The following is a 20,888-nucleotide window of genomic DNA, read 5'->3' as shown; positions in this document are numbered from 1 at the left end:
CGTCAGGCGTACCTCTTGTTCAAACTGGACAAGAACAGGATGGCCTTTTGCATCAGGATAAACGCAAAGAGCAAAAGGCCGATCAGGATTTTCGTCCACCAGCTCGAGAGCGTCCCATCGAAGGTGATGTATGTCTGAATGAGCCCCTGTATCAGGAGACCGATGAAGGTTCCCGCCACGAATCCTGCTCCCCCGGTCAGAAGAGTTCCCCCAATGACCACCGCCGCGATGGCGTCAAGCTCGACGCCAACCGCAGCCAGGGAATATCCGGCAGACGTATAGAGCGAAAAAACGATTCCGGATAGGCCCGCCAAAAAGCCGGAGAGCGCGTAGATCCGGATGGTCGTCGGGCCGACCGGCACTCCCATCAATTCCGCCGTCTGGACGCCGCCGCCGAGTGCGTAGACATTGGCTCCGAAACGGGTGCGGTGGGCGATGAAAATGCCTGCGATGAAAACCAACAGCATGACGCCGCCGACCAAAGTCAGGCGCCCGCCGCCCGGCAAACGGTAATAGATGCTGGTCAGCATCGAATAGTAGTCGTGGTCGATGGGAATGCTGTCGATCGAAAGCACATAGGACATGCCGCGCGCCAGGAACATACCGGCGAGCGTCACGATGAAGGCCGGCATCTTCAGATAGTGGATCACCGCACCCATCAGTCCGCCGAAGGCAGTGGTGATGGCGAGAACCAGCGCGAAGGCCGCCAGCGGATGGGTCGAAGTGTCCCGCAGCACGACGGCAAGGAACACGCCGGTGAAGGCGATGACCGAGCCGATCGAAAGATCGATGCCGCCCGCGATGATGACGAAGGTCATGCCGACCGCGGCAATGCCGAGGAACGCATTGTCGGTGAGCAGATTGCCGGCGACGCGAGTCGAGAGCATGTTCGGGTACTGCAGCGCGCAGGCCGCATAGGAAAGGACGAAGATGACGATGGTTGCCAGGAGCGGCAGGTATTTCGAGTTCATTTCGACAGCTCCGCTCTGACTTCCGGCTTGCGGCTGAAGAAGACCGCGGCGGATTGCAGCGCCGGCGACTGGATGATGAGAATGATCAGGACGATCACCGCCTTGATGATGAGGTTGAATTCCGGGGGGAAACCGGAGAGCAGGATGCCGGTATTGACCGCCTGGATGATCATCGCACCGATTAGCGAACCAAGGATGCTGAAACGTCCGCCGAGCAGCGAATTGCCGCCGACGACAACCGCGAGGATTGCATCGAGCTCCAGCCACAGACCGGCATTGTTGGCATCCGCACCCTTGATGTCGGCGGCCACGATGATGCCCGCGATCGCCGCGCATAGCGCGCTCAGCATATAGACCGCCATCAAGAGGACAGGCGTGCGAACGCCCGAAAGCGTGCTGGCGCGTCGATTGATGCCGACGGCTTCGATCAGCATGCCGAGTGCGGTCCGCCTGACAAGCAGGATCACCAGCGCACCGGCAATCAGCCAGATTACCACGGGCATCGGCAGAAAGCCGAAGGAGCCGCTGCCGAAGAAGATCAGCCCCGGATCGTTGAAGGTCATGATTACGCCTTCGGTGATCAGCTGGGCGATACCGCGTCCGGCGACCATCAGCACAAGCGTGGCGATGATCGGCTGGATATTCAGGATTGCCACCAGAAAGCCGTTCCATACTCCGCAGAGCAGGCCGACAGAGAGTGTCGCGATCAGCGTATAGGCGAGCGAATTGCCGGAAACGGTCGACGATGCGGCGGCCGCGCCGCAGATCGCAATGACGGCGCCGACGGAAAGATCGATGCCCTTCGTCGCAATCACCAGCGTCATGCCGATGGCGAGCAAGGCAACGGGGGCCCCGCGGTTCAGTACGTCGACCAGACTGCCGTAGAGGCGGTCGTTCTGCACGACGACATTAAAAAACTGCGGGAACATGATGAAATTCAACAAAAGAATGACGGCCAGCGCAATCAATTGCGGCGCCAGGCGTATGGCAAGCGCCTTCAGCGAGGAACTCATGCATCCTCCATTTTCTGTTCGGCCGCGACGATCGCGTCGATGATGTGGGATGCCGTCAAGCGGTCTCCAGCAAGCTCGGCAATGTGCTCGCGGTCGCGAAGGACGATGACGCGTGAACTATAGGCGACAAGCTCTTCCAATTCCGATGAAATCACAATCAGCGACATGCCCTTTGCGCAAAGCTCCTCGACCAGCCGGATGATCTCCGCATGGGCGCCGACATCGATGCCGCGGGTTGGCTCGTCGAGGATCAGAAAATCAGGATTGGTGGCAAGCCAACGGGCAAGGATCGCCTTTTGCTGATTGCCGCCCGAAAGCAGCCGGATCGGCTTCTCGCGATCCGTGGTTCGGATGTCGAGCGCCTTGATGTACTGATCCGCCAAGGCGTTCTGTTCTCCGCGCGACAGCGGTCGTGCCCAGCCGCGGCGCGCCTGAAGCGCCAGCGCGATATTCTCGCGGATCGACAGATCGCCGATAATCCCGTCAGTCTTGCGGTCCTCCGGGCAGAATCCGAAGCCGTGCCTGATCGCAGCGCGCGGGCTCGATAGCGTCACCGCCTTACCATCGATCTCCGCCCTGCCGCTGTCGGCATGTTCTATGCCGAAGAGAAGTTCAGCGGTCTCCGTGCGTCCGGAACCGAGTAGGCCGGCAATGCCGACGACTTCGCCGATACGGATGTCGAGATCAAACGGCTTCACCTTGCCGCGCTTGCCAAATCCTTCGAACCGGTACTTGACGCTGCCGGCAGCGAGCGCCCGCTCCTTTGCGGCTTCCTCGGTTTGCGCCAATTCGCGGCCGAGCATCATCGGTATCAGCGCCTGCCGCGGCAGTTCGGCCACTTCCCGGGTGCCGACAAGCCTGCCATTGCGAAGCACCGTGATGCGGTCGCTAATTTCGTAAACCTGTTCAAGAAAGTGTGTAATGAAGACAATGCCTAAGCCACGCCTCTTCAAGTCATTGATGACACCGAAGAGCATCGCGACTTCATGCGTATCAAGGCTCGCGGTCGGCTCGTCGAGGATCAGAACCTTGCCGGAAAGATCGACGGCGCGGGCAATCGCGATCACCTGCTGCACGGCGACCGAGAATCGGTCGAGCTGTGCCGTCACATCGATGTCGAGGCCATATTGCGCCAGCAGCTCGCGCGCCATCCGGTTCATCGCGCGCATATCGACCATGCCGAAACGCCGCGGCTGACGGCCGAGGAAAAGGTTTTCGGCGACGCTAAGATTCGGCAGGAGGTTCACCTCCTGATAGACGGTTCCGATGCCGAGCTTCTGGGCAGCCAGCGTATCGGCGGGATCGATCTCGCTGCCCTCAAGCGCAAGCCTTCCCTCATCGCGGCGATAGGCGCCGGTCAGACATTTGATGAGGGTTGATTTGCCGGCTCCGTTTTCGCCAAGCAGCGCGTGGACTTCGCCTTTGCGAAGCGTGAAGTCGACCTTGTCCAGCGCCACGGCGCCGGGGAAGAATTTTGATATTCCGGACGCGACGAGAATGTTCTCGATATCGTGAATCATGGCTCGGTATTTTCCTGATATTGACCCTGACGCCCTTGCAATTGCAGGACATGACGTCCGCGCCCGCGCGGGCAGCGCCGCACCAGCCCATGACGGACCGGTGCGGCTCCAGTGTCAATTAGTAACCGAGGCCCTTCTTGGCTTCGTAGACCTTCATCGGATCGTCAGCCGGCGTGTAGAGCTTCGATTCCGTCTGGATCCACTTCGGCGGCTCCTTCTTATCCTTCAGGTAGGCGTCGAGCACGTCGAATGCCGGACCGGCCATGTTCGGCGTAAGCTCGACCGTGGCGTTGGCTTCGCCTGCCGCCATCGCCTGGAAGATATCCGGAACGGCATCGATCGAGACGACGAGAATATCCTTGCCGGGCTTCAGGCCCGCTTCCTTGATCGCCTGAATGCCGCCGACGGCCATGTCGTCGTTGTGGGCATAAAGCGCGCAGATGTCCTTGCCGCCGTTTTCAGCCTTCAGGAAGCTTTCCATGACTTCCTTGCCCTTGGCGCGGGTGAAGTCGCCAGTCTGGCTGCGGACGATCTTGAAGTTGTCGTGACCGGCAAGCGCCTCCTCGAAGCCCTTCTTGCGGGCAATCGCCGGCGAGGAGCCGGTGGTGCCCTGAAGCTCGACGATGTTGCACTTCTTGTCGCCGGCATTCTTGACGAGCCAGTCGCCCGCGACCTTGCCTTCATGTATCTGATCGGAGGTTACGGCCGTCAGATAAAGGTCTTCGGGAGCCTTGATGGTGCGGTCGAGCAGGATGACCGGGATTTCTGCTTCCTTGGCTTCCTTCAAGACGTCGTCCCAGCCGGTTTCGACGACGGGCGCGAGGAAAATCGCGTTGACGCCCTGTGCAACGAAGGAGCGGATCGCCTTGATCTGGTTTTCCTGCTTCTGCTGGGCGTCCGAAAATTTCAGATCGACGCCGCGCTTCTCGGCTTCCTGCTTCGTCACCGTCGTCTCGGCGGCACGCCAGCCGGACTCCGAGCCGATCTGCGAAAAGCCCACGACAAGTTCAGCCGCAGACGCGGAACCGAACATGCAGGCAGCCAAAATCGTGGCACTCAAAAGTGCATTCTTCAATTTCATGATTGTCTCTCCCAAATGCCGCTCCTCGCGGCGCAGGAGAGAAAAAATCATATAGTATTACTTTTGTAAATTACTATTTTGGAACGGCTCGCGAAAAAAGCGCTCCGGGGATGGAGCGCCTTTCGCAGTTTCGCTATTGCGGCAGCTTGTCATCGACGCCGTGGATGTAGAAGTTCATGCCGAGCAGCGTGCCATCATCAGGCTTCTCGCCAGCCTTCAGCCAGGGCGTACCGTCCTGCTTGTTGATCGGGCCGGTGAAGGGGTGCAACTCGCCGGACTTGATCTTCGCCTCGGTCTCTTCGGCCATCTTCTTCACATCGTCCGGCATGTTCGTGTAGGGCGCCATTGTCAGAATGCCGTCCTTCAGGCCGTCCCAGATCTGTTCAGATTTCCAGGTGCCATCGAGCAGGGCCTTGGTGCGCTTGGTGTAATATGCGCCCCATGTGTCGACGATTGCCGTCAGCTGCGTCTTCGGACCGGCCTTGATCATGTCCGATGCCTGGCCGAAGGCCATGATGCCGCGTTCGGCAGCCACCTGCATCGGAGCGGTGGTGTCGGTGTGCTGTGTCAGGATGTCGACGCCCTGGTCGATCAGCGCCTTGGCGGCGTCGGCTTCCTTGCCAGGGTCGAACCAGGTGTTGGCCCATACGACCTTCAGCTTGAAGTCGGGATTGACGGACTTCGCGCCGAGTTCGAACGCGTTGATCCCCATCACCACTTCCGGAATCGGGAAGGAGGCGATGTAGCCGGCCAGGCCCTTCTTAGACATTTTGGCGGCGATCTGACCCTGAATGTAACGGCCCTCATAGAAGCGCGAATTGTAGGTCGCGACGTTTTCCGCAGCCTTGAAGCCGGTTGCATGCTCGAATTTCACTTTCGGGAACTTCTGGGCAACCTTGACGGTGGCATCCATGAAGCCGAACGAGGTGGTGAAGATCAGCGAGCAGCCGGAACGGGCCATGCGCTCGATCGCGCGCTCTGCATCCGGGCCTTCCGGAACGCTTTCGAGATAAGGCGTTTCGACCTTGTCGCCGAATTCCTTTTCGACCTGCAGACGGCCGTTTTCATGTGCCTGGGTCCAGCCGCCATCGGTGCGGGTCCCGACATAGATGAAGCAGACCTTGGTCTTGTCTGCGGCTTGTGCGGCCGAGCCGACGCTGATGACCAGCGCAGCGGTTGCCGCAAGTGCGAGTGCTAGTTTCTTCATTTTAGCCCCTGTTGGTTGCAAGTTTGAAACCCGTTTGTTGTTGTGCGTCACCGGTCAGGCACGAAAGCCTTGCCAAGCGATGCCGGCGTGTTGATCAACGTTGTGCGCCGATTATGAGAAATGATGATAAGAACGACAATAGTTGCGGCGTAAGGCAGCATGGAAAGAAACTGCGACGGAATACCGATCCCGAAGGCCTGTGCGTGGAGCTGCCCGATCGAGACCGCGCCGAAGAGATAGCCTCCCGCAAGCACGCGCCACGGCCGCCAGGACGCAAAGACGACGAGCGCGAGCGCGATCCAGCCGCGCCCCGCCGACATGTTTTCCACCCATTGCGGCGTATAGACGAGCGAAAGTTGCGCGCCGGCAAGCCCGGCACAGGCCCCGCCGAACATGACGGCGAGATAGCGCGCGCGAATGACATCGATGCCGAGCGCGTGCGCCGAACCGTGATTGTCACCGATCGCCCGCAGCTTCAGGCCCCTGCGGCTTTTGAAGAGGAACCAGTTGATGCCGATGACGAGCGCGATCGACAGGTAGAAGACCAGGTCCTGATGGAAAAGCACCGGTCCGATGAAGGGGATATCCGAAAGGTAGGGAATATAGATTTGAGGCACCTTGATGCCCGGAACGCCGACATGGCTCTCGCCGAGCATGCCGGAGGCGCCGAGCCCCAGGATCGTCAGCGCAAGACCGGTCGCAACCTGATTAGTCACCAGCGTCAGCGTCAGGAAGCCGAAGAGAAGCGAGAATACGGCTCCGGTCGCAATGCCGGCCAGCAGTCCGACATAAGGCGAACCGGTGGCCTGGGAAGCCGCGAAGGCACCGACGGCGCCCATGATCATCATGCCCTCGACGCCGAGGTTCAAGACGCCGGCACGCTCGGTCACCAGTTCCCCGAGCGCTGCGACGACAAGAGGCGTCGCGGCCGTGATGACCGTCAGCAGGATGGCTTCGAAAATCATTGCGCCGCCTTTCCGGCGATTGCCTGCACGCGCGACCAGACGATCCTGATCCTGTAGAAGATCAGCGTGTCGCAGGAGAGCACAAAGAACAGCAGCAGGCCTTGGAAGACGCGCGTCACCTTGTCGGAGACGCCGATCGAGAGCTGCGCCGCCTCGCCGCCGAGATAGGTGAGCGCCAGCACCAGGCCGGAGGCGATGATGCCAAGGGGATTGAGGCGTCCGAGAAAAGCGACGATGATCGCCGTGAAGCCGTAGCCCGGCGATATGGCCGGCTGCAGATGACCGATCGAACCCGAGACTTCGGAAATCCCGGCAAGACCGGCAAGCGCCCCGGAAAACAGAAAGCTGAACCAGATCATCCGCTTCGAGGAGAAGCCGGCAAAGCGCCCTGCCCGCTCCGATTGACCAAGGACGACGATCTCGAAGCCCTTCAGCGTAAAGCGCATCATGAACCAGACGAGGATCGCAGCCAGAATCGCGAAGATGAATGCCCAGTGCGCGCGTCCCGACTCTTCCCAGATAGGCGGAAGGATCGCTTCCGGCGCAAAGTCACGCGAAACCGGGAAATTGAAGCCTTTCGGATCGCGCCAGGCGCCGCGGACCAGCCAATCGAGGAAGAGCTGGGCGATATAAACCAGCATCAGCGAGGTCAGGATTTCATTGGTATTGAAATGTGCCTTCAGGAGTGCCGGAATGGCGGCAAAGAGCGCTCCGCCGATGGCCCCCATGATGAGCATCAGCGGCAGCACGAGCGGCGAGTGCCAGTCGTAAAAAACGATCGGCAGGATGGAGCCTGTGATCGCACCGATGGTGAATTGGCCCTCGGCACCGATATTCCAGTTGTTCGAGCGATAGCAGACCGAGAGGCCGACAGCAATCAGGATCAGCGGGGCGGCCTTGATCGCCAGTTCGTGCAGCGACCAGACCTCCAGCAAGGGCTCGACGAAGAAGGCATTCAGCGCCTCCATGGGATCCTTGCCAAGCAGGGCGAACATGACGCTGCCTGCAATCAGCGTCAGCGCCAGTGCCAGGAGTGGCGAAACGAATCCGAACAGTTTCGAGACCTGCGGCCGCTTTTCGAGTTCAATGCGCATCGGCGGCCTCCGCGGCGGGCCTGCTTTCATGCAGACGACCCATCAGGAGGCCGATCTGCTCGCGGGTCAGTTCGCCGGCCGGGAACGGCGGCGAAAGACGGCCTTCGGAGATGACAGCGATGTCGGTCGCCACCTCGAATATCTCGTCGAGGTCCTGACTGATGACGACGACGGCAGAGCCGGCGCGTGCGAGATCGACGAGCGCCTGGCGAATATGGCTTGCAGCCCCCGCATCGACGCCCCAGGTCGGCTGATTGACGACGAGGACCGCCGGCTGGCGGTCGAGCTCCCGGCCGACGATGAACTTCTGGAGATTGCCGCCCGACAGCGCCCCCGCAGCGGGATCCTCGCCGCTCTTGCGGACGTCCATGCTTTCAGAAATGCGTCTTGCCGCACTTTTCACCGCTCCGCGCCGGATGACCTTGAGGAAGCCGCCGCCGAGGAACGCCTTGCGGTCCGACTGGCTGCGCGCGAGCACCAGATTGTCCGAAAGTTTCATTGCTGAAACCGCGGCGTGGCCGTGGCGCTCTTCCGGGACGAAGCCTGCGCCGAGCAGGCGGCGGGCGGTGATGCCCTGCGAGCCGACGGGCTTCCTGCGGATGACGATCGCCTCCGCCTGCGCCACCGGATATTCGCCGGACAAGGCATCGAAAAGCTCGCCCTGCCCGTTCCCGGCAATACCGGCAATCGCCAGGATTTCGCCGGAGCGGACGGCAAGCGACACATCCCTGAGCGGCGTGGCGAAGGGTGTGCGGGGAGCGACCGAAAGGCTCGTCACCGCAAGCTGAACGTCCCCCACATTGGCGCGATCGGGATGGGTTACGCCCGGCACATGGGAGCCGACCATCATTCTGGCGAGGGAACCAGGCGTCTCCTGCTTCGGATCGCAGGCCCCGGTAACCCTGCCGTGGCGAAGCACGGTGGCGCGGTCGCAGATGCGCTGCACTTCCTCCAGGCGATGGCTGATATAGAGGACGGAGCGACCCTCCGCCTTCAGCTTGAACAGCGTTTCGAAAAGCTTGTCGGCCTCCTGCGGCGTCAGCACCGAGGTCGGCTCGTCGAGGATGATCAGCTTGGGATTTTGCAGCAAAGCGCGGACGATTTCGATGCGCTGGCGCTCGCCGACGGAAAGGTCGGCCACGTGGGAGTGCGGATCGAGCGGCAGCCCGTAGGCGCGCGACAATGCCCTCGCCTCTTCGGCGATCCGGCCGATCGGAATTTTGTCATCGAGGGAAAGCGCGATGTTTTCGGCGACCGTCAGCGCTTCGAAGAGCGAAAAGTGCTGGAAGACCATGCCGATGCCGAGGTTTCTGGCTTCTCCCGGCGAGCCGATCGCAACCGGTTTGCCTTCCCAGCGGATATCGCCGGCCGTCGGCTCCAAAACGCCGAACAGCATTTTCACCAACGTGGATTTGCCCGCGCCGTTCTCTCCGAGAAGTGCGTGTATTTCGCCCGGAGCGATATCGAGATCGATTTCATTGCAGGCGGTAAAGCTACCGAAGAGCTTCGTCAGTTTCTGGACCGACAGTAACGCACCGGACGGCAGCGCATTCAATGACGACACGTTCCCCTCATTTCTCCCTGCCGACCTGTCCGTTCCGGATCGTTTATGGGATCAGCAGCGTAGTTCCCGTAGTTCTTCTTGTTTCCAGGTCCGCGTGAGCCCGTCCCACCTCACGCAACGGATATGTTTGGTTGATATTGATACGCACTTTGCTGCTTAGCACAATATCAAATAGCGCGTTTGCACAGGCGGTCAGTTCGTCGCGCGTGGCGATGTAAGTGAAGAGCGACGGCCTCGTCGCATAAAGCGAGCCCCGCTGCGCCAGCATCGCCATCGTGAAATTCTCAATCGGACCAGAGGATTGGCCGAAGGAGACGAACATGCCGCGCGGCTTCAGGCAATCGAGCGATTGCGGGAAGGTATCGCGGCCGATCGAGTCATAGACGACGTCCACGCCCTTGCCGCCGGTGATCTCCCGGACATGGTCGCGAAAGTTTTCCGTCCGGTAGTTGATGACGTGATCGTAGCCATGCTCGAGCGCGAGCTTCGCCTTGTCTTCCGAGCCCGCGGTGCCGATTACCGTTGCGCCCAGCGCCTTGGCCCATTGCCCTGCGATCAACCCGACGCCGCCTGCGGCGGCATGGAAAAGTAGAACCGTCTCGGGACCGACCTTGAACGTCCGGTTCAGCAGATATTCGGCGGTCATGCCCTTCAGCATCATCGCGGCTGCCGTTTCCAGGCTGATCCCGTCCGGCACCTTGACGAGATGCTTGGTTTCGACATTCCGCTCCACGCTGTAGGCGCCGTCGGCGCCGGCATAGGCAACTCGGTCGCCAACGGTGAAATCGGTGACGCCGGGTCCGACCACCGTCACGGTGCCCGCCGCTTCCTTCCCGGGGGTGAAGGGCAGATGCGGCACCTTGTAGGTTCCATCGCGGAAATACACGTCGATGAAATTGAGGCCGATCGCGGCGTGCCTGATCTGCACCTCGCCGGCGGATGGCGGCGGCAGATCGACATCGACATAGTCAAGAACCTCAGGACCGCCATTGCGGCTGAAAGCGATCGCCTGCGTCTTTGTCATCTTTTTCTCCTATTCGCCGCGCGCCAGCGCCGGGAAGAACTGCAGCACGGCACCGATGCAATAGAGATAGATACCGCTGATCACGAAAAGAATGATCGCCCACTGCGGCATATTGAAATGCATGAGCAGCGAATACATGCCGAGCGCCGACCAGAGAAAGAAAACGCCGAGATTGATCGGCCGCAGACGTTTGACGCGCACCGGATGCAAGAAATTAATCGGCAGGAAGGTGAGGATCACCGAGGCGATCACCACACTCAAGGCGGTCACGGCGCTCGCATCGATGACGAAGAGCGTGAAGACGATCATATTCCAGACGACGGGAAAGCCGGAGAAAAAATACTCATCGGTCTTCATGCCCATGTCGGCATAATAGATGGCGCTTGACACGACGATCATGCCGGCCGCGGCAAAGGACCAGGGCTCGCCGATCATGCCGCTCTGATAAAGCGCGAAAGCAGGCAGAAGCACGTAGGTCACGTAGTCGATGATATTGTCGAGCGTGTCGCCCGACCAGTTGGGCAAAACCTCCTTCACCCGCACCTTGCGGGCAATGGGGCCGTCGATGCCGTCAACGAGCAGGGCAAGGCCCAACCACCAGAACATGTCGATGAATCGGTGCTCGGCGGCAGCGACCACACCAAGAAATGCGAGGAAGGAGCCGGACGCCGTCAAAATATGGACGGAAAAGGCGCGTATCTCTGCATAAGGAACACGCTTGTAATTGAAAATCTTCATGTTTCCCCGTGCTGCCTGCCGCCACTTAAACCTGCTCGCGGCGTTTTGGCCTAATATGCATCCTTTGCCCTGCTTCGCCAGCGCAAAAGCGACAAGTATACGCAGGGCATTGAATCATGCGAATGACATGCATATTTCGTGGCTGCTGCCTGTCAGAGAATGGATTGCCTTTAATTTTCGGCGTATTTGTAATATCTGCCTCGCATCAGACCGATCATGCGACGAATACGGGATCCGATACCGAATGAACGCTCCAGCAAAGACCGAAGATTTCTCCTCCGCCGTTCCGGCAAATGTGTATGCCGAAACGGTGCTGCGCGTCACGCACTATACGGACCGGCTCTTCCGCTTCACGATGACCCGGCCGCAGGGCTTCCGTTTCCGTTCCGGTGAATTTGCGATGATCGGCCTCATGGTAGACGGCAAGCCGGTTTTCCGTGCCTACTCGATCGCAAGCCCTGCCTGGGCCGAAGAACTCGAATTCTTCTCGATCAAAGTGCCGGACGGCCCGCTCACCTCGCATCTCCAGGCCATCAAGCCGGGCGACCAGGTTCTGATGCGCAAGAAGCCGACCGGCACGCTGGTGCTCGATGCGCTGACGCCGGGCAAGCGGCTCTACATGTTCTCGACCGGAACGGGTGTTGCGCCCTTCGCAAGCCTGATTCGCGATCCGGAAACCTATGAGAAGTACGAGGAAGTGATCCTCACCCATACGACGCGCGAGGTCGCGGAGCTGAAATACGGCTTCGACCTGGTGGAAGAAATTCGGAACGACGAACTGCTGAGCGAGATCGTCGGCAGCAAGCTGCGCCATTATGCGACCGTAACCCGCGACGACTTCGCCTATCGCGGCCGCATCACCGATCTGATTGCCTCCGGCAAGCTCTTTACCGATCTTGGCGTTCCGCCGCTCGACCTGGCAATCGACCGCGGCATGATTTGCGGTTCTTCCGCCATGCTGAAGGACACCAAGGAACTGCTCGAAAAGGCAGGCTTTGAAGAAGGCGCCAACAGCAAGCCGGCCGAGTTCGTCATCGAACGCGCCTTCGTGGGTTGAGTTACCCCTTCTCCTCGCTCGGGAGAAGGTGGCCCGAAGGGTCGGATGAGGCGGCGATGCGGCAAATGCCATTTTCGTTTGTCGCTCAGACGTTAGCTCCTATCGACGCTCATCCCCCTTATCGCCTCACTTTGCTTGGCACGTCTCCCCGCTGAGGAGAAGTGGTTATGGCTTGTAGCTGAGATAGTCGATCAAGACCGCCATTGCCTGCCGCGACTCTTCCACCTTGCCCTGCTGGATGGCGCGAATGACGGTGACGTGGAGCGCGATCGAGCGGTCCATCCGATCCGGCGTGGCAGTCGAATACCAGAGACGGCGTGAATGTGTCTGCACAGGCCCGAGCGCCGCGGTGATGAACGTATTCGGGCAAGCCTCCTCAATAATCTCATCGAATGCCTTGTCGGCAGCGAAGAAGGCGGCAAGATCGCCATTGACGGCGCAACTGGTCATCGTGCGAGCGCAATCTATCAGCGCCGCGCGTTGCTCGTCCGTTGCATGCTTCGCGACCAGCGACGCAGCAATGGGCTCCAGTTCCCTGCGCACCTGCATGACATTGGCATGATCGTCCGGCTTGATCTCCGCCACCTGCAGCCCGACCCGCGGCCTGACGATGATAAGCCCCTGCCAAGCGAGTTTCTGGATCGCTTCACGCACCGGCGTGCGGCCATGACCGGCAATATCGATCAGCTGCTTTTCGGTCACCAGCGCGCCCGGCTTCAACACCAGCGTCACAATGGCGTGTTCAAGTGCGAGATAGGCCAGATGGCTCTGTGAATTCTGCATTCGGTGGTCCATATTTCACTCTGATATATCAGATATTGACATGGCGCAAATCGGATGGCAAGTTGTTGTGATATATCAGAGCTAAGGAGACGAACATGTGGCGCGGCGTATTTCCTGCAGTAACGACGAAATTCACTGAGAACGGCGAGCTGGATCTTGCCGAAATGGAACGCTGCTTCGGCCTGCAGGCCGACGCAGGTGTCGACGGCATCATCGTCTGCGGCTCGCTCGGCGAAAACATGACGCTCGAACCGGAAGAGAAGCTGGAGATCCTGAAGGTCGCGCGCTCGACCGCAGGTTCGAAGCCGGTGCTGATGACGGTCTGCGAAAGCTCGACGAAGCGCGGCGCTGCTGCCGCCAAGGCTGCGGCAAAGACCGGCGCCAGCGGTTTCATGATCCTGCCGGGCGTGCCGTACAAATCCGCTCCGGACGAGACGCTGGCGCATGTCCAGGCAATTGCCACGGCGGGCGGACTGCCGGTCATGGTCTATAACAATCCGGTCGCCTATGGCGTCGACGTCACGATCCCGATGTTCGAAGAATTGGCGAAGAACGACCTGGTTGTCGCGATGAAGGAATCGACCGACGATATTCGCCGCGTGACCGACGTCTTCAACGCATTCGGCGAACGCTTCGACGTGTTCACCGGCGTCGACAACCTGGCGCTTGAAAGCCTGCTGATGGGCGCGCATGGCTGGGTCGCCGGACTCGTCGTTGCCTTCCCGAAGGAAACGGTCGCGATCTACAAGCTCGTTCAGGCGGGTCGCCTCGACGAAGCGCGCGCCATCTACCGCTGGTTCCGTCCCCTCCTCGACCTCGATGTCTCGACCTTCCTTGTCCAGAACATCAAGCTTGCGGAAGTCTACGCCATCCAGTCGAACGACCGCGTCCGCGCCCCTCGTCTGCCTCTTGCAAGCGAACAGCGCCAGCGCGTCGTGGCAGTTATCGAAAAGGCACTGGCAAACCGCCCAGAACTGCCGAAATTCTAATTGCTCGACAAGAATTGAGCTTTACGAGGCCGGGTGATCGCCCGGCCTTTTTCATTCATGGCGCAAGGCTTCGATCGGGTTCAACTGCGCCGCGCGGCGGGCCGGGAAATAGCCGAAGATCATGCCGATCGCCGCCGAGAAGACGAAAGCAATGGCGATCATCAGAGGGCTAACGACAAAAGGAACCTTCAACAAGGTGACAGCGGTAAAGCCGATGCCCATTCCAAGCACGATGCCGGTGATGCCGCCGAAGAGTGACAGCGCGACGGCCTCGACGAGGAACTGCATGAGGACCTGGGTTTCAAGCGCGCCGATCGCAAGCCGGATTCCGATCTCCCGCGTGCGCTCGGTGACCGACACCAGCATGATGTTCATGATGCCGATCCCGCCGACCAGAAGGCTGATCGCGGCAACGGCGCCGAGCAGGCCCGTGAGCAATGTCGTCGTACCCGTCATCGCTTCAGCGATCTGCGTCATGTCGTTGACGTTGAAATCGTCTTCGCGGCCCGGAATGATCTTGCGGCGCTCGCGCAGCAGGTTCTCAGTCTCGGTCTGAACCTTGGAGGTCGCGACGCCATCGCGGGCTGAAACGACGATCATCTGGACATTGGCATTGGCCCGGCCGCCGATGCGGCGCTGATAGACCTTCACCGGCATGATCACAACATCGTCCTGATCGGTACCCATGCCCGATTGCCCGCGTTTCGCCAGTACGCCGATGACGCTGCAGGACACTTTGCCCACGCGAATCTGCTGCCCTGTCGGGTTGGCCGCACCGAAAAGCTGCGACCGCACCGTTTCGCCGAGAATGCAGCGGGCGCGTCCGCGCTCTTCCGCCGCCTCGAAGGTACGGCCGAGCGCAATGTCCCAGTCCTGCGCGATGAAATAGTCGTTCGTCGTGCCCATGACGGTGGTCGAGTGGCTCTGGCCACCATAGATCGCCGTCGCCGTCGTCTGGTTGAGCGGCGCGACAGCGCGAAGGCCACCTACTTGATCCCGTATCGCGTCGACATCCTTGACGGTAAACCGCCTCGCCTCGGAGCTTGCGCGCCCCGGACCGAACTGGCCGGGCCGCACGAAGAGCATGTTGGTTCCGAGTCGCGAGAGTTCGGACGAGACCTGCTCGGTCGTGCCGTTGCCGATGGTCACCAATGCAATGACCGCGGCGACACCTATGACAACGCCAAGCACAGTGAGGAATGAACGCAGCATGTTGCGGCTGATGGCGCGCAGTGCGAGTTTCAGCGTTTCAAGGAACATGGTCCACCTCGCCCTGATGCGCGATCTCTGCCTCGAGCTTTCCATCGACGAAACGAAGTATGCGCTCAGCATGAGCCGCAATGTCCGGTTCATGCGTAACCATGACGATGGTGATCCCCTGCTCCCGGTTCAGCCGCGTCATCAGATCCATGATCTCGGCGCTGGTTTTCGTGTCGAGATTGCCGGTCGGCTCGTCGGCGAGAAGCAGCGCCGGTTCAGTGACGATCGCGCGGGCAATCGCCACGCGCTGCTGCTGGCCGCCGGAAAGCTCCTGTGTCTTGTGGTGTTCGCGTCCCGCCAGCCCGACCAAACCCAGCGCCTCTTTGGCACGCCTGTGGCGCTCGCCCGCCGCAATACCTCGATAGATCAGCGGCAGCTCGACATTCTCCACCGCCGATGTCCGCGCAAGAAGATTGAACCCCTGGAACACGAATCCCAGCATATGGCGTCTCAGCAGCGTCAGCTGGTTACGGCCGAAACCGGTCGTGGAAATACCTTGGAAGACGTAATCGCCGGCACTCGGCACATCGAGGCAGCCGAGGATATTCATTGCCGTCGACTTGCCAGAACCCGACGGCCCCATGATCGCGACGAATTCATGGGTATTGATCTGCAGATCGACATGGTCGAGCGCGCGGATCGCCGCCTCGCCGCGGCCGTAGATCTTCGACACCTGCCTGAATTCGAGAAGCGGTGGACTGGTCATCTTTCCGCCCGCCTATCGCGCCCGCGCCATCGCGTCGGTCACAAGCGCATCGCCTTCCTTGAGTTCACCGGTCGTGACCTGCGTGAACTGACCGTCCGACGATCCAACCTGGATGACGAGCGGCACCTGGCGGCCCTCGCGCAGCACCCAGACCCGGCGTTTCGCGCCCGTGAGCGCTTCAGCGCCGTTGCCGCCCGAACGCGGCCCCATGCGCGGCGGACGGAACAGACCGAAGATGCCGCGTCCGCCGCGCGATTCGGCCTCCGGCGGCGCATAGCGCAGCGCCGCGTTCGGTACCATCAGCGTATCCTTAACGGCCTCCACGGTGATATCCGCCGTTGCTGTCATGCCGGGGCGCAGCAGGAGATCGGCATTGTCGACCGAGAGCACGGCCTTGTACGTGACGACATTGTTGGTGGTCTCTGAAGCAAAGCGGATCTGCTCGATTTCGGCGGGAAAGCTCTTGTTCGCATAGGCGTCGACCGTGAAGGTCGCCTGCTGCCCGACGGCGATCTGGCCGACATCGGCCTCGTCCACATCGACCTGCAGTTCCATCTTCCGGAGATCGCCGGCGATCGTGAAGAGAATCGGGGCCGAAAGCGAGGCAGCGACGGTCGCGCCCGGATCCACCGAGCGGGTCAGAATGACGCCGTCGACCGGCGAAACGATCCTGGCCTTGGCAAGGTTGACCTCAGCGAGCCGCAGATCCGCCTCGGCCGAAAGCACCTCCGCCTCGTTGATCTGCTTCGTGGCTGCGGCGGACTCGTATTTGTAGGTCGCATCGTCAAGGCTCTGCTGTGTCGAGACGCTGCCTCTGACCAGGCTCTTCAAACGCTCCAGCGAGACCTGCGCCGACAGCAGGTCGGCATGGGCCTTCAACACGTTCGCCTTGGCCGAATCGAGCTTCGCGCGCGAGCTCTTCACATCGGCTTCCAGCTTGTTCGTATCGAGAACCGCCAGCACCTCGCCGGATTTGACTTCGCTGTTGTAATCGACATTGACCTCGCGCACGGTGCCGGAAAGTTCGCTCGATATGTCAACCTGTTGCGTCGGCTGCACCGAGCCGGTCGCCGTTACCAGGACCGTCAGATCGCCGCGCTTTACCGGCTGTGTCGTATAGCTGTATGCATTGCCGCTGCGACCGGCATAGAAATAAACGCCTGCACCGGCGACGGCGACCAACACGACGGCAGCGATAAGGCGCCCGCGCCAACGACGGCCCTTGCCTTGCTTGCCGGATACAGCGAGGACTGCGGCAAGATCCGCATTGGCTGCTGCACCCTTCGCGCCAATCCCAGATGGGGAATCGTCCATAAAATCCTCAAATCAAAATGAGAGCGCCTGTTTCCATTCACCATCCAGATAGTCATAGCGAAGATGAACCGGAAATTAGCGTTAGAGGCGCATTCGCATGGAATGACGAAAATGTGCAATTAAATCTTGGTAATGAAAATCCGCTTTAGCCGGCGTCTTCCTGATATTGGTCAGTCCTCTGCAGCGGATGCAGCCAGCTTTCGCGGCGTTTGATCCAGATCTCGTAAAGCGGCGCGATCTCCATTGGCGCGTCGTCGAGAGAGCCGAGCCGGAGTTCTGCTTCCTCGTCCGTCAGGCAGAACAGGCGCCCCCCGCATACCGGGCAGAAGCTGCGGCCTTGATATGTCGCAGCCGGACCGGAATGGTCGAATGCTTCGCGGCGCCACACGGCGAACGTGACGAAAGCCGAGCCGCTCTCCTTGCGGCAGTCCGCACAATGACAGAGGCCGGCGCGAAGCGGCTCGCCCTTCACCTCATATCTGACCGCGCCGCAGAGGCAGCCCCCGGTGCGCGTTCTCATCAGGCGTCGAAATCGAGCGGCAGCGTCGGCGGCTTGCGCTTGGCGGCCATCAGGAGATCGAGTTCGGTCGCCGACGGTCCGAATTTTTCGTAAAGCCGCTTGGCCTCCTTTTCATCCAAACGGTATTTCCGGGCGAATTCGCTCATGCTGTAAGGCCTGCCGCGCAACACCCTGCGCGTCGGCACCGTCTGATTGGCAGAGTCGGCCATGGCAACCTCCTTGTTACAACCCGGAAATTAGGGCGTTCAGGGCCGTTGGGAAGGTTTGCGCAAATCCGAAAAACGACAGACCAGAGGCTCGAATCTTCAAATGGTGTACCGGGCCGTCCAAAGCGCGCGGCGAAGCACCCGCGGCCAATCGCTGTAGAATGCTCAAAGGGTGTTGATATCCCGGATCGAAGCGCACCCGGTGGATATTTACCGGCCGTTATCCTTACCCGTCCATTGAGATGGACCGCCTCAGCAGCAGCCGATCAATATCATTGGGCCGTAGAGCACCCCTCCCCGCTACGGCAAAAGGAGATCCGGCACGTGGACCATACGAGGCCTGATGCCGGGTCTCCGCGACCCGGGCGGCTCCCATAAAAGAGCCCGCTAGGCGGCGGGCTTGATCTTCGGATGCACGGTTTCTCGTTAGCCGATCCGCGGGCAACCGGGCTCTGTTCCAAAAACCATGCGAATCCGCTCGTTAACTCTGCCGCGGCCAATTATGACGATGGAATCGTACGATGTCCTCGCAACTCTCGGGTTTCGAAGATATCGGCGGGATATGTTGAGCGCCTGGCCGGGTGTGCACTGACGCCACCGCGGACGCTGCCGATCATACCTATACCTTGGCCGCTCATAGTCGTCGTCATCATAGTAATACCGTGGCTGATCCCTTCCTATGTAGAACTCGAAATCCTGGGAAAAGCTGGTTGCAGGGGCAGTCATTAGCGTGGCCGCAGCGGCAAGCCCCATAAGAATCTGCGTTACGCGCATCTGTCGATCTCCTCAGACATTGGAGATCGACATTAACATCCCGATTATGAACGGGAGCAAAACATCCGCTGGACTGAGCTTCCGCCAAGCCTAACGCTCTTGAGGTCTATCTGGATCTCATTGCTGATTTTGGTGAGAGCGCCGGGGCTCGAACCCGGGACCTACTGATTAAAAGTCAGCCGCGCTGTGTTTCACCGAGTTTCCTTGAGTTTCGCAACATGTTGTTTTTTCGCCGTTTTTCCCTTATATCAGAGAATGAAGCCTTACGATGTTTCACCTTGTTTCCGCGTTCGGTGGCGACTCGGTGGCGACTGTGAAGAAGAGAGGGACAACTTGCCGACAAATCAAGATTAGCCGCAAGGCGCTGGCGGATATCACCTCTGGCGACAAGCCAGTCGTCTATTATGATGCGACTTTGAAAGGCTTCGGACTGAAAGTCATGCCCACCGGCGCGAAGTCGTGGATCATTGAATACCGCCCAGGCGCCGGCGGCCGCGGTGTTGCTAAGAAGCGCATCAAGATCGGAACACTCGTGTCGCACTTTACTCCATCGAGGCAAGCGGGCGGATGCGCTAGCTCGGCTGCGTTCAGTGATTGATGCTGGCAGGGCTGGCCCTGAAACAAGAGCACTGGCTGAGTATCTCGCTGCGGCGAAGCGTGGCCGGCAACCCTTCGGCGCTACCCACCTCTGGTACGACATCGGCATCGACAACGACGAGATGCGGACGGCGGGCGTTGGATATGAGGAGCGCATGGATAAGCTAGGCGGCCGCTTTATGCTGGCAAAGACTCAGATCGAAACTGCGGTCGCGAAATATGAGGCGAGCATGGACGCTCTTCGCGAAGAAGGGCGGTGAGTATCGGCTCCACTCCAAGTCAACCCCTGCTACGCTAGGTCGCCCTTTTTTGACGGGCGCTAGAGACAATACCTTGACCAAAAAAGGTCCGCTGCCTTGGAAGCAACGGACCTGGTAATTTCGGAACTCAAAACATATCCGCATGCATATCTTGCCCCGGCCTCATGACTACCGGGACGGATCGAGAGTGCACCCGCATACTTAAGAAATAGCTAACAGACCATATCATCGGAACATCCCTCCCCGCCGCCAGTTTTTCCTTTACCAACAAGGAGGAACAAAATGGCGAATGAACTCAAAACTGGCTTCACCGGCACGCCAACAGAACCACCGACCGGCGCCCGAAAGGTAGCCAGGAGCGCAACTGACGCGGTGAGCCGTGAAGCGACAGCCGCGGCGGTCGGCGCCGCGGATCATCCATACACAGCGACGAGCATCGTCCTGGCTATCGGCACTCTCGCCTTCACTGCTGGTTACTTGATGGGGAGGTCATCGGCGCCTCAAGGTTATCGCTATTGGCGGTGAGACGCCGCATTCGCAACCAACCTCTCTGCGGTGCGTTCCTTTACGTGCGAAATCCGAGGATTCATAAATGAAACCCATCCTTGCCATTACAGCCGTAACATTAGCACTGTCTGCTGGCGCAAGCTTCGCCCAGCAACCCACCGATACGCCGCCTCGGCCGCCAGACAATCCAACAGCGGCGCCTGAAGCCACTCCTCCGGCCGCTCAAGCAGCCCCCTCAGATGATGGTCGCCAGCGCTCTGATTGGCGCGGAGAACGGAATGCGTGATCGTCGACCGCCGCCGCCGTCAAAGGCCGCGCATTTTCACATCGTGGATGGCGACGTCAAAATCGACATCAAGTGTGCCGATGACGAACCGACAAAGGTTTGTGCCGACATTCTACTGCAAACTTTGGACAGGTTAGAAGCCTCGTCATCATCCAGAAGTGATCGTGATCGTGGTGATCGTGGTGATCGTGACGATTATCGGTAGGAGCATGTTTCAAGTGTACCCACGGCGTCTGTAATAGAAGATATGGTTGAAAGCAGAAAAGCCGCCGACTGGTGAGGTCGACGGCTGTCGCGGTGGTTGCAAATAGAACCGGCCGGCGCGCTGCTGGTGTGGGCGCAGGTGGTGACCGCGCCGGCCATTGGTAACTTAGAGCCGTCTGCCCTCCTAGAGCGGATGAGCCAACGGCCGGCGGTGCGGTTCACGCGCACCGCCTCACCTGCCGGGTGAT

General features: G+C 60.0%; 21 protein-coding genes. 5 read left to right on the top strand and 16 right to left on the bottom strand.

Going from position 1 to position 20,888, the window contains the following annotated elements; translation table 11 throughout:
- Positions 1–2: 2 nt before the first annotated feature.
- From yjfF to pcsA, 10 genes are all read right to left on the bottom strand, one after another.
- Positions 3–971 carry a galactofuranose ABC transporter, permease protein YjfF gene (gene yjfF / locus ACZ9BX_RS04765; RefSeq protein ID WP_476216051.1) on the bottom strand — a complete coding sequence of 323 codons (969 nt, stop codon included), beginning with the start codon at positions 969–971 and terminating at the stop codon, positions 3–5.
- A complete protein-coding gene (locus tag ACZ9BX_RS04760; RefSeq protein WP_132566124.1) occupies positions 968–1,984 on the bottom strand; it encodes an ABC transporter permease in 1,017 nt (338 codons plus the stop codon). The genes yjfF and ACZ9BX_RS04760 overlap by 4 nt, the downstream gene beginning before the upstream one ends.
- On the bottom strand, positions 1,981–3,504 hold the full coding sequence (gene ytfR / locus ACZ9BX_RS04755) for a galactofuranose ABC transporter, ATP-binding protein YtfR (RefSeq protein ID WP_476216048.1): 1,524 nt from the start codon (positions 3,502–3,504) through the stop codon (positions 1,981–1,983). Before ytfR ends, ACZ9BX_RS04760 begins: the two co-directional genes overlap by 4 nt.
- 118 nt (positions 3,505–3,622) lie before the next feature.
- Complete coding sequence (ytfQ, locus tag ACZ9BX_RS04750; protein ID WP_132566130.1) at positions 3,623–4,585, bottom strand: galactofuranose ABC transporter, galactofuranose-binding protein YtfQ; 963 nt, start codon at positions 4,583–4,585, stop codon at positions 3,623–3,625.
- A 133-nt stretch (positions 4,586–4,718) separates the two neighbouring features.
- Positions 4,719–5,792 carry a BMP family ABC transporter substrate-binding protein gene (locus ACZ9BX_RS04745; protein ID WP_476216045.1) on the bottom strand — a complete coding sequence of 358 codons (1,074 nt, stop codon included), beginning with the start codon at positions 5,790–5,792 and terminating at the stop codon, positions 4,719–4,721.
- A gap of 47 nt (positions 5,793–5,839) precedes the next feature.
- Positions 5,840–6,757: an ABC transporter permease gene (locus ACZ9BX_RS04740; RefSeq protein ID WP_476216043.1), complete on the bottom strand. Its 918-nt coding sequence runs from the start codon at positions 6,755–6,757 to the stop codon at positions 5,840–5,842.
- Entirely contained in the window at positions 6,754–7,851 is a 1,098-nt protein-coding gene (locus ACZ9BX_RS04735; protein WP_027509464.1) for an ABC transporter permease, read from the bottom strand. The genes ACZ9BX_RS04740 and ACZ9BX_RS04735 overlap by 4 nt, the downstream gene beginning before the upstream one ends.
- Positions 7,841–9,406 (bottom strand): ABC transporter ATP-binding protein, encoded by a 1,566-nt coding sequence (locus ACZ9BX_RS04730; protein WP_476219897.1) that lies wholly within the window; start codon positions 9,404–9,406, stop codon positions 7,841–7,843. Before ACZ9BX_RS04730 ends, ACZ9BX_RS04735 begins: the two co-directional genes overlap by 11 nt.
- Before the next feature lie 52 nt (positions 9,407–9,458).
- Positions 9,459–10,439: a quinone oxidoreductase family protein gene (locus ACZ9BX_RS04725; protein ID WP_476216040.1), complete on the bottom strand. Its 981-nt coding sequence runs from the start codon at positions 10,437–10,439 to the stop codon at positions 9,459–9,461.
- Positions 10,440–10,448: 9 nt separating this feature from the next.
- Complete coding sequence (gene pcsA / locus ACZ9BX_RS04720) at positions 10,449–11,177, bottom strand: phosphatidylcholine synthase (RefSeq protein WP_476216038.1); 729 nt, start codon at positions 11,175–11,177, stop codon at positions 10,449–10,451.
- A gap of 244 nt (positions 11,178–11,421) precedes the next feature.
- Between pcsA and ACZ9BX_RS04715 the strand changes: the two genes are divergently transcribed.
- Positions 11,422–12,234, top strand: coding sequence for a ferredoxin--NADP reductase (locus ACZ9BX_RS04715; RefSeq protein WP_476216036.1), 813 nt, complete (start codon positions 11,422–11,424; stop codon positions 12,232–12,234).
- Between the two features lie 165 nt (positions 12,235–12,399).
- Here ACZ9BX_RS04715 and ACZ9BX_RS04710 read toward each other — a convergent pair whose 3' ends face one another.
- A complete protein-coding gene (locus ACZ9BX_RS04710; protein WP_476216034.1) occupies positions 12,400–13,017 on the bottom strand; it encodes a GntR family transcriptional regulator in 618 nt (205 codons plus the stop codon).
- Between the two features lie 95 nt (positions 13,018–13,112).
- Between ACZ9BX_RS04710 and ACZ9BX_RS04705 the strand changes: the two genes are divergently transcribed.
- Complete coding sequence (locus tag ACZ9BX_RS04705; protein ID WP_476216033.1) at positions 13,113–14,006, top strand: dihydrodipicolinate synthase family protein; 894 nt, start codon at positions 13,113–13,115, stop codon at positions 14,004–14,006.
- Positions 14,007–14,057: 51 nt separating this feature from the next.
- On the opposite strand, the gene ACZ9BX_RS04700 is transcribed toward ACZ9BX_RS04705, so the two are convergent.
- From ACZ9BX_RS04700 to ACZ9BX_RS04680, 5 genes are all read right to left on the bottom strand, one after another.
- A complete protein-coding gene (locus ACZ9BX_RS04700) occupies positions 14,058–15,266 on the bottom strand; it encodes an ABC transporter permease (RefSeq protein ID WP_027509458.1) in 1,209 nt (402 codons plus the stop codon).
- Positions 15,256–15,972, bottom strand: coding sequence for an ABC transporter ATP-binding protein (locus ACZ9BX_RS04695; RefSeq protein WP_027509457.1), 717 nt, complete (start codon positions 15,970–15,972; stop codon positions 15,256–15,258). Before ACZ9BX_RS04695 ends, ACZ9BX_RS04700 begins: the two co-directional genes overlap by 11 nt.
- A gap of 12 nt (positions 15,973–15,984) precedes the next feature.
- On the bottom strand, positions 15,985–17,286 hold the full coding sequence (locus ACZ9BX_RS04690; RefSeq protein ID WP_476216031.1) for an efflux RND transporter periplasmic adaptor subunit: 1,302 nt from the start codon (positions 17,284–17,286) through the stop codon (positions 15,985–15,987).
- Positions 17,287–17,431: 145 nt separating this feature from the next.
- Positions 17,432–17,806 (bottom strand): GFA family protein, encoded by a 375-nt coding sequence (locus tag ACZ9BX_RS04685; RefSeq protein WP_132566163.1) that lies wholly within the window; start codon positions 17,804–17,806, stop codon positions 17,432–17,434.
- Complete coding sequence (locus tag ACZ9BX_RS04680) at positions 17,806–18,015, bottom strand: hypothetical protein (protein ID WP_027509454.1); 210 nt, start codon at positions 18,013–18,015, stop codon at positions 17,806–17,808. The genes ACZ9BX_RS04685 and ACZ9BX_RS04680 overlap by 1 nt, the downstream gene beginning before the upstream one ends.
- 1,039 nt (positions 18,016–19,054) lie before the next feature.
- Between ACZ9BX_RS04680 and ACZ9BX_RS04675 the strand changes: the two genes are divergently transcribed.
- The 3 genes from ACZ9BX_RS04675 to ACZ9BX_RS04665 all read left to right on the top strand — a co-directional run bounded on the left by ACZ9BX_RS04675 (position 19,055) and on the right by ACZ9BX_RS04665 (position 20,641).
- Positions 19,055–19,384 (top strand): hypothetical protein, encoded by a 330-nt coding sequence (locus ACZ9BX_RS04675; RefSeq protein WP_476216028.1) that lies wholly within the window; start codon positions 19,055–19,057, stop codon positions 19,382–19,384.
- Complete coding sequence (locus tag ACZ9BX_RS04670; protein WP_476216026.1) at positions 19,377–19,643, top strand: hypothetical protein; 267 nt, start codon at positions 19,377–19,379, stop codon at positions 19,641–19,643. The genes ACZ9BX_RS04675 and ACZ9BX_RS04670 overlap by 8 nt, the downstream gene beginning before the upstream one ends.
- A gap of 746 nt (positions 19,644–20,389) precedes the next feature.
- On the top strand, positions 20,390–20,641 hold the full coding sequence (locus ACZ9BX_RS04665; RefSeq protein WP_476216024.1) for a hypothetical protein: 252 nt from the start codon (positions 20,390–20,392) through the stop codon (positions 20,639–20,641).
- Positions 20,642–20,888: the final 247 nt, after the last annotated feature.

It is taken from the genome of Rhizobium sp. USDA 3886 (genome assembly GCF_056279785.1).
The sequence above is the reverse complement of the archived record's forward strand: the minus strand, read 5'-3'. Positions and strand labels throughout refer to the sequence as shown.

What these genes read in the sequence shown, in the direction of transcription:
- yjfF (WP_476216051.1), bottom strand. Translation starts at nt 971, where the DNA reads ATGAACTCGAAATACCTGCCGCTCCTGGCAACCATCGTCATCTTCGTC.
- ACZ9BX_RS04760 (WP_132566124.1), bottom strand. Translation starts at nt 1,984, where the DNA reads ATGAGTTCCTCGCTGAAGGCGCTTGCCATACGCCTGGCGCCGCAATTG.
- ytfR (WP_476216048.1), bottom strand. Translation starts at nt 3,504, where the DNA reads ATGATTCACGATATCGAGAACATTCTCGTCGCGTCCGGAATATCAAAA.
- ytfQ (WP_132566130.1), bottom strand. Translation starts at nt 4,585, where the DNA reads ATGAAATTGAAGAATGCACTTTTGAGTGCCACGATTTTGGCTGCCTGC.
- ACZ9BX_RS04745 (WP_476216045.1), bottom strand. Translation starts at nt 5,792, where the DNA reads ATGAAGAAACTAGCACTCGCACTTGCGGCAACCGCTGCGCTGGTCATC.
- ACZ9BX_RS04740 (WP_476216043.1), bottom strand. Translation starts at nt 6,757, where the DNA reads ATGATTTTCGAAGCCATCCTGCTGACGGTCATCACGGCCGCGACGCCT.
- ACZ9BX_RS04735 (WP_027509464.1), bottom strand. Translation starts at nt 7,851, where the DNA reads ATGCGCATTGAACTCGAAAAGCGGCCGCAGGTCTCGAAACTGTTCGGA.
- ACZ9BX_RS04725 (WP_476216040.1), bottom strand. Translation starts at nt 10,439, where the DNA reads ATGACAAAGACGCAGGCGATCGCTTTCAGCCGCAATGGCGGTCCTGAG.
- pcsA (WP_476216038.1), bottom strand. Translation starts at nt 11,177, where the DNA reads ATGAAGATTTTCAATTACAAGCGTGTTCCTTATGCAGAGATACGCGCC.
- ACZ9BX_RS04715 (WP_476216036.1), top strand. Translation starts at nt 11,422, where the DNA reads ATGAACGCTCCAGCAAAGACCGAAGATTTCTCCTCCGCCGTTCCGGCA.
- ACZ9BX_RS04710 (WP_476216034.1), bottom strand. Translation starts at nt 13,017, where the DNA reads ATGCAGAATTCACAGAGCCATCTGGCCTATCTCGCACTTGAACACGCC.
- ACZ9BX_RS04705 (WP_476216033.1), top strand. Translation starts at nt 13,113, where the DNA reads ATGTGGCGCGGCGTATTTCCTGCAGTAACGACGAAATTCACTGAGAAC.
- ACZ9BX_RS04700 (WP_027509458.1), bottom strand. Translation starts at nt 15,266, where the DNA reads ATGTTCCTTGAAACGCTGAAACTCGCACTGCGCGCCATCAGCCGCAAC.
- ACZ9BX_RS04695 (WP_027509457.1), bottom strand. Translation starts at nt 15,972, where the DNA reads ATGACCAGTCCACCGCTTCTCGAATTCAGGCAGGTGTCGAAGATCTAC.
- ACZ9BX_RS04690 (WP_476216031.1), bottom strand. Translation starts at nt 17,286, where the DNA reads ATGGACGATTCCCCATCTGGGATTGGCGCGAAGGGTGCAGCAGCCAAT.
- ACZ9BX_RS04685 (WP_132566163.1), bottom strand. Translation starts at nt 17,806, where the DNA reads ATGAGAACGCGCACCGGGGGCTGCCTCTGCGGCGCGGTCAGATATGAG.
- ACZ9BX_RS04680 (WP_027509454.1), bottom strand. Translation starts at nt 18,015, where the DNA reads ATGGCCGACTCTGCCAATCAGACGGTGCCGACGCGCAGGGTGTTGCGC.
- ACZ9BX_RS04675 (WP_476216028.1), top strand. Translation starts at nt 19,055, where the DNA reads ATGTTTCACCTTGTTTCCGCGTTCGGTGGCGACTCGGTGGCGACTGTG.
- ACZ9BX_RS04665 (WP_476216024.1), top strand. Translation starts at nt 20,390, where the DNA reads ATGATGGTCGCCAGCGCTCTGATTGGCGCGGAGAACGGAATGCGTGAT.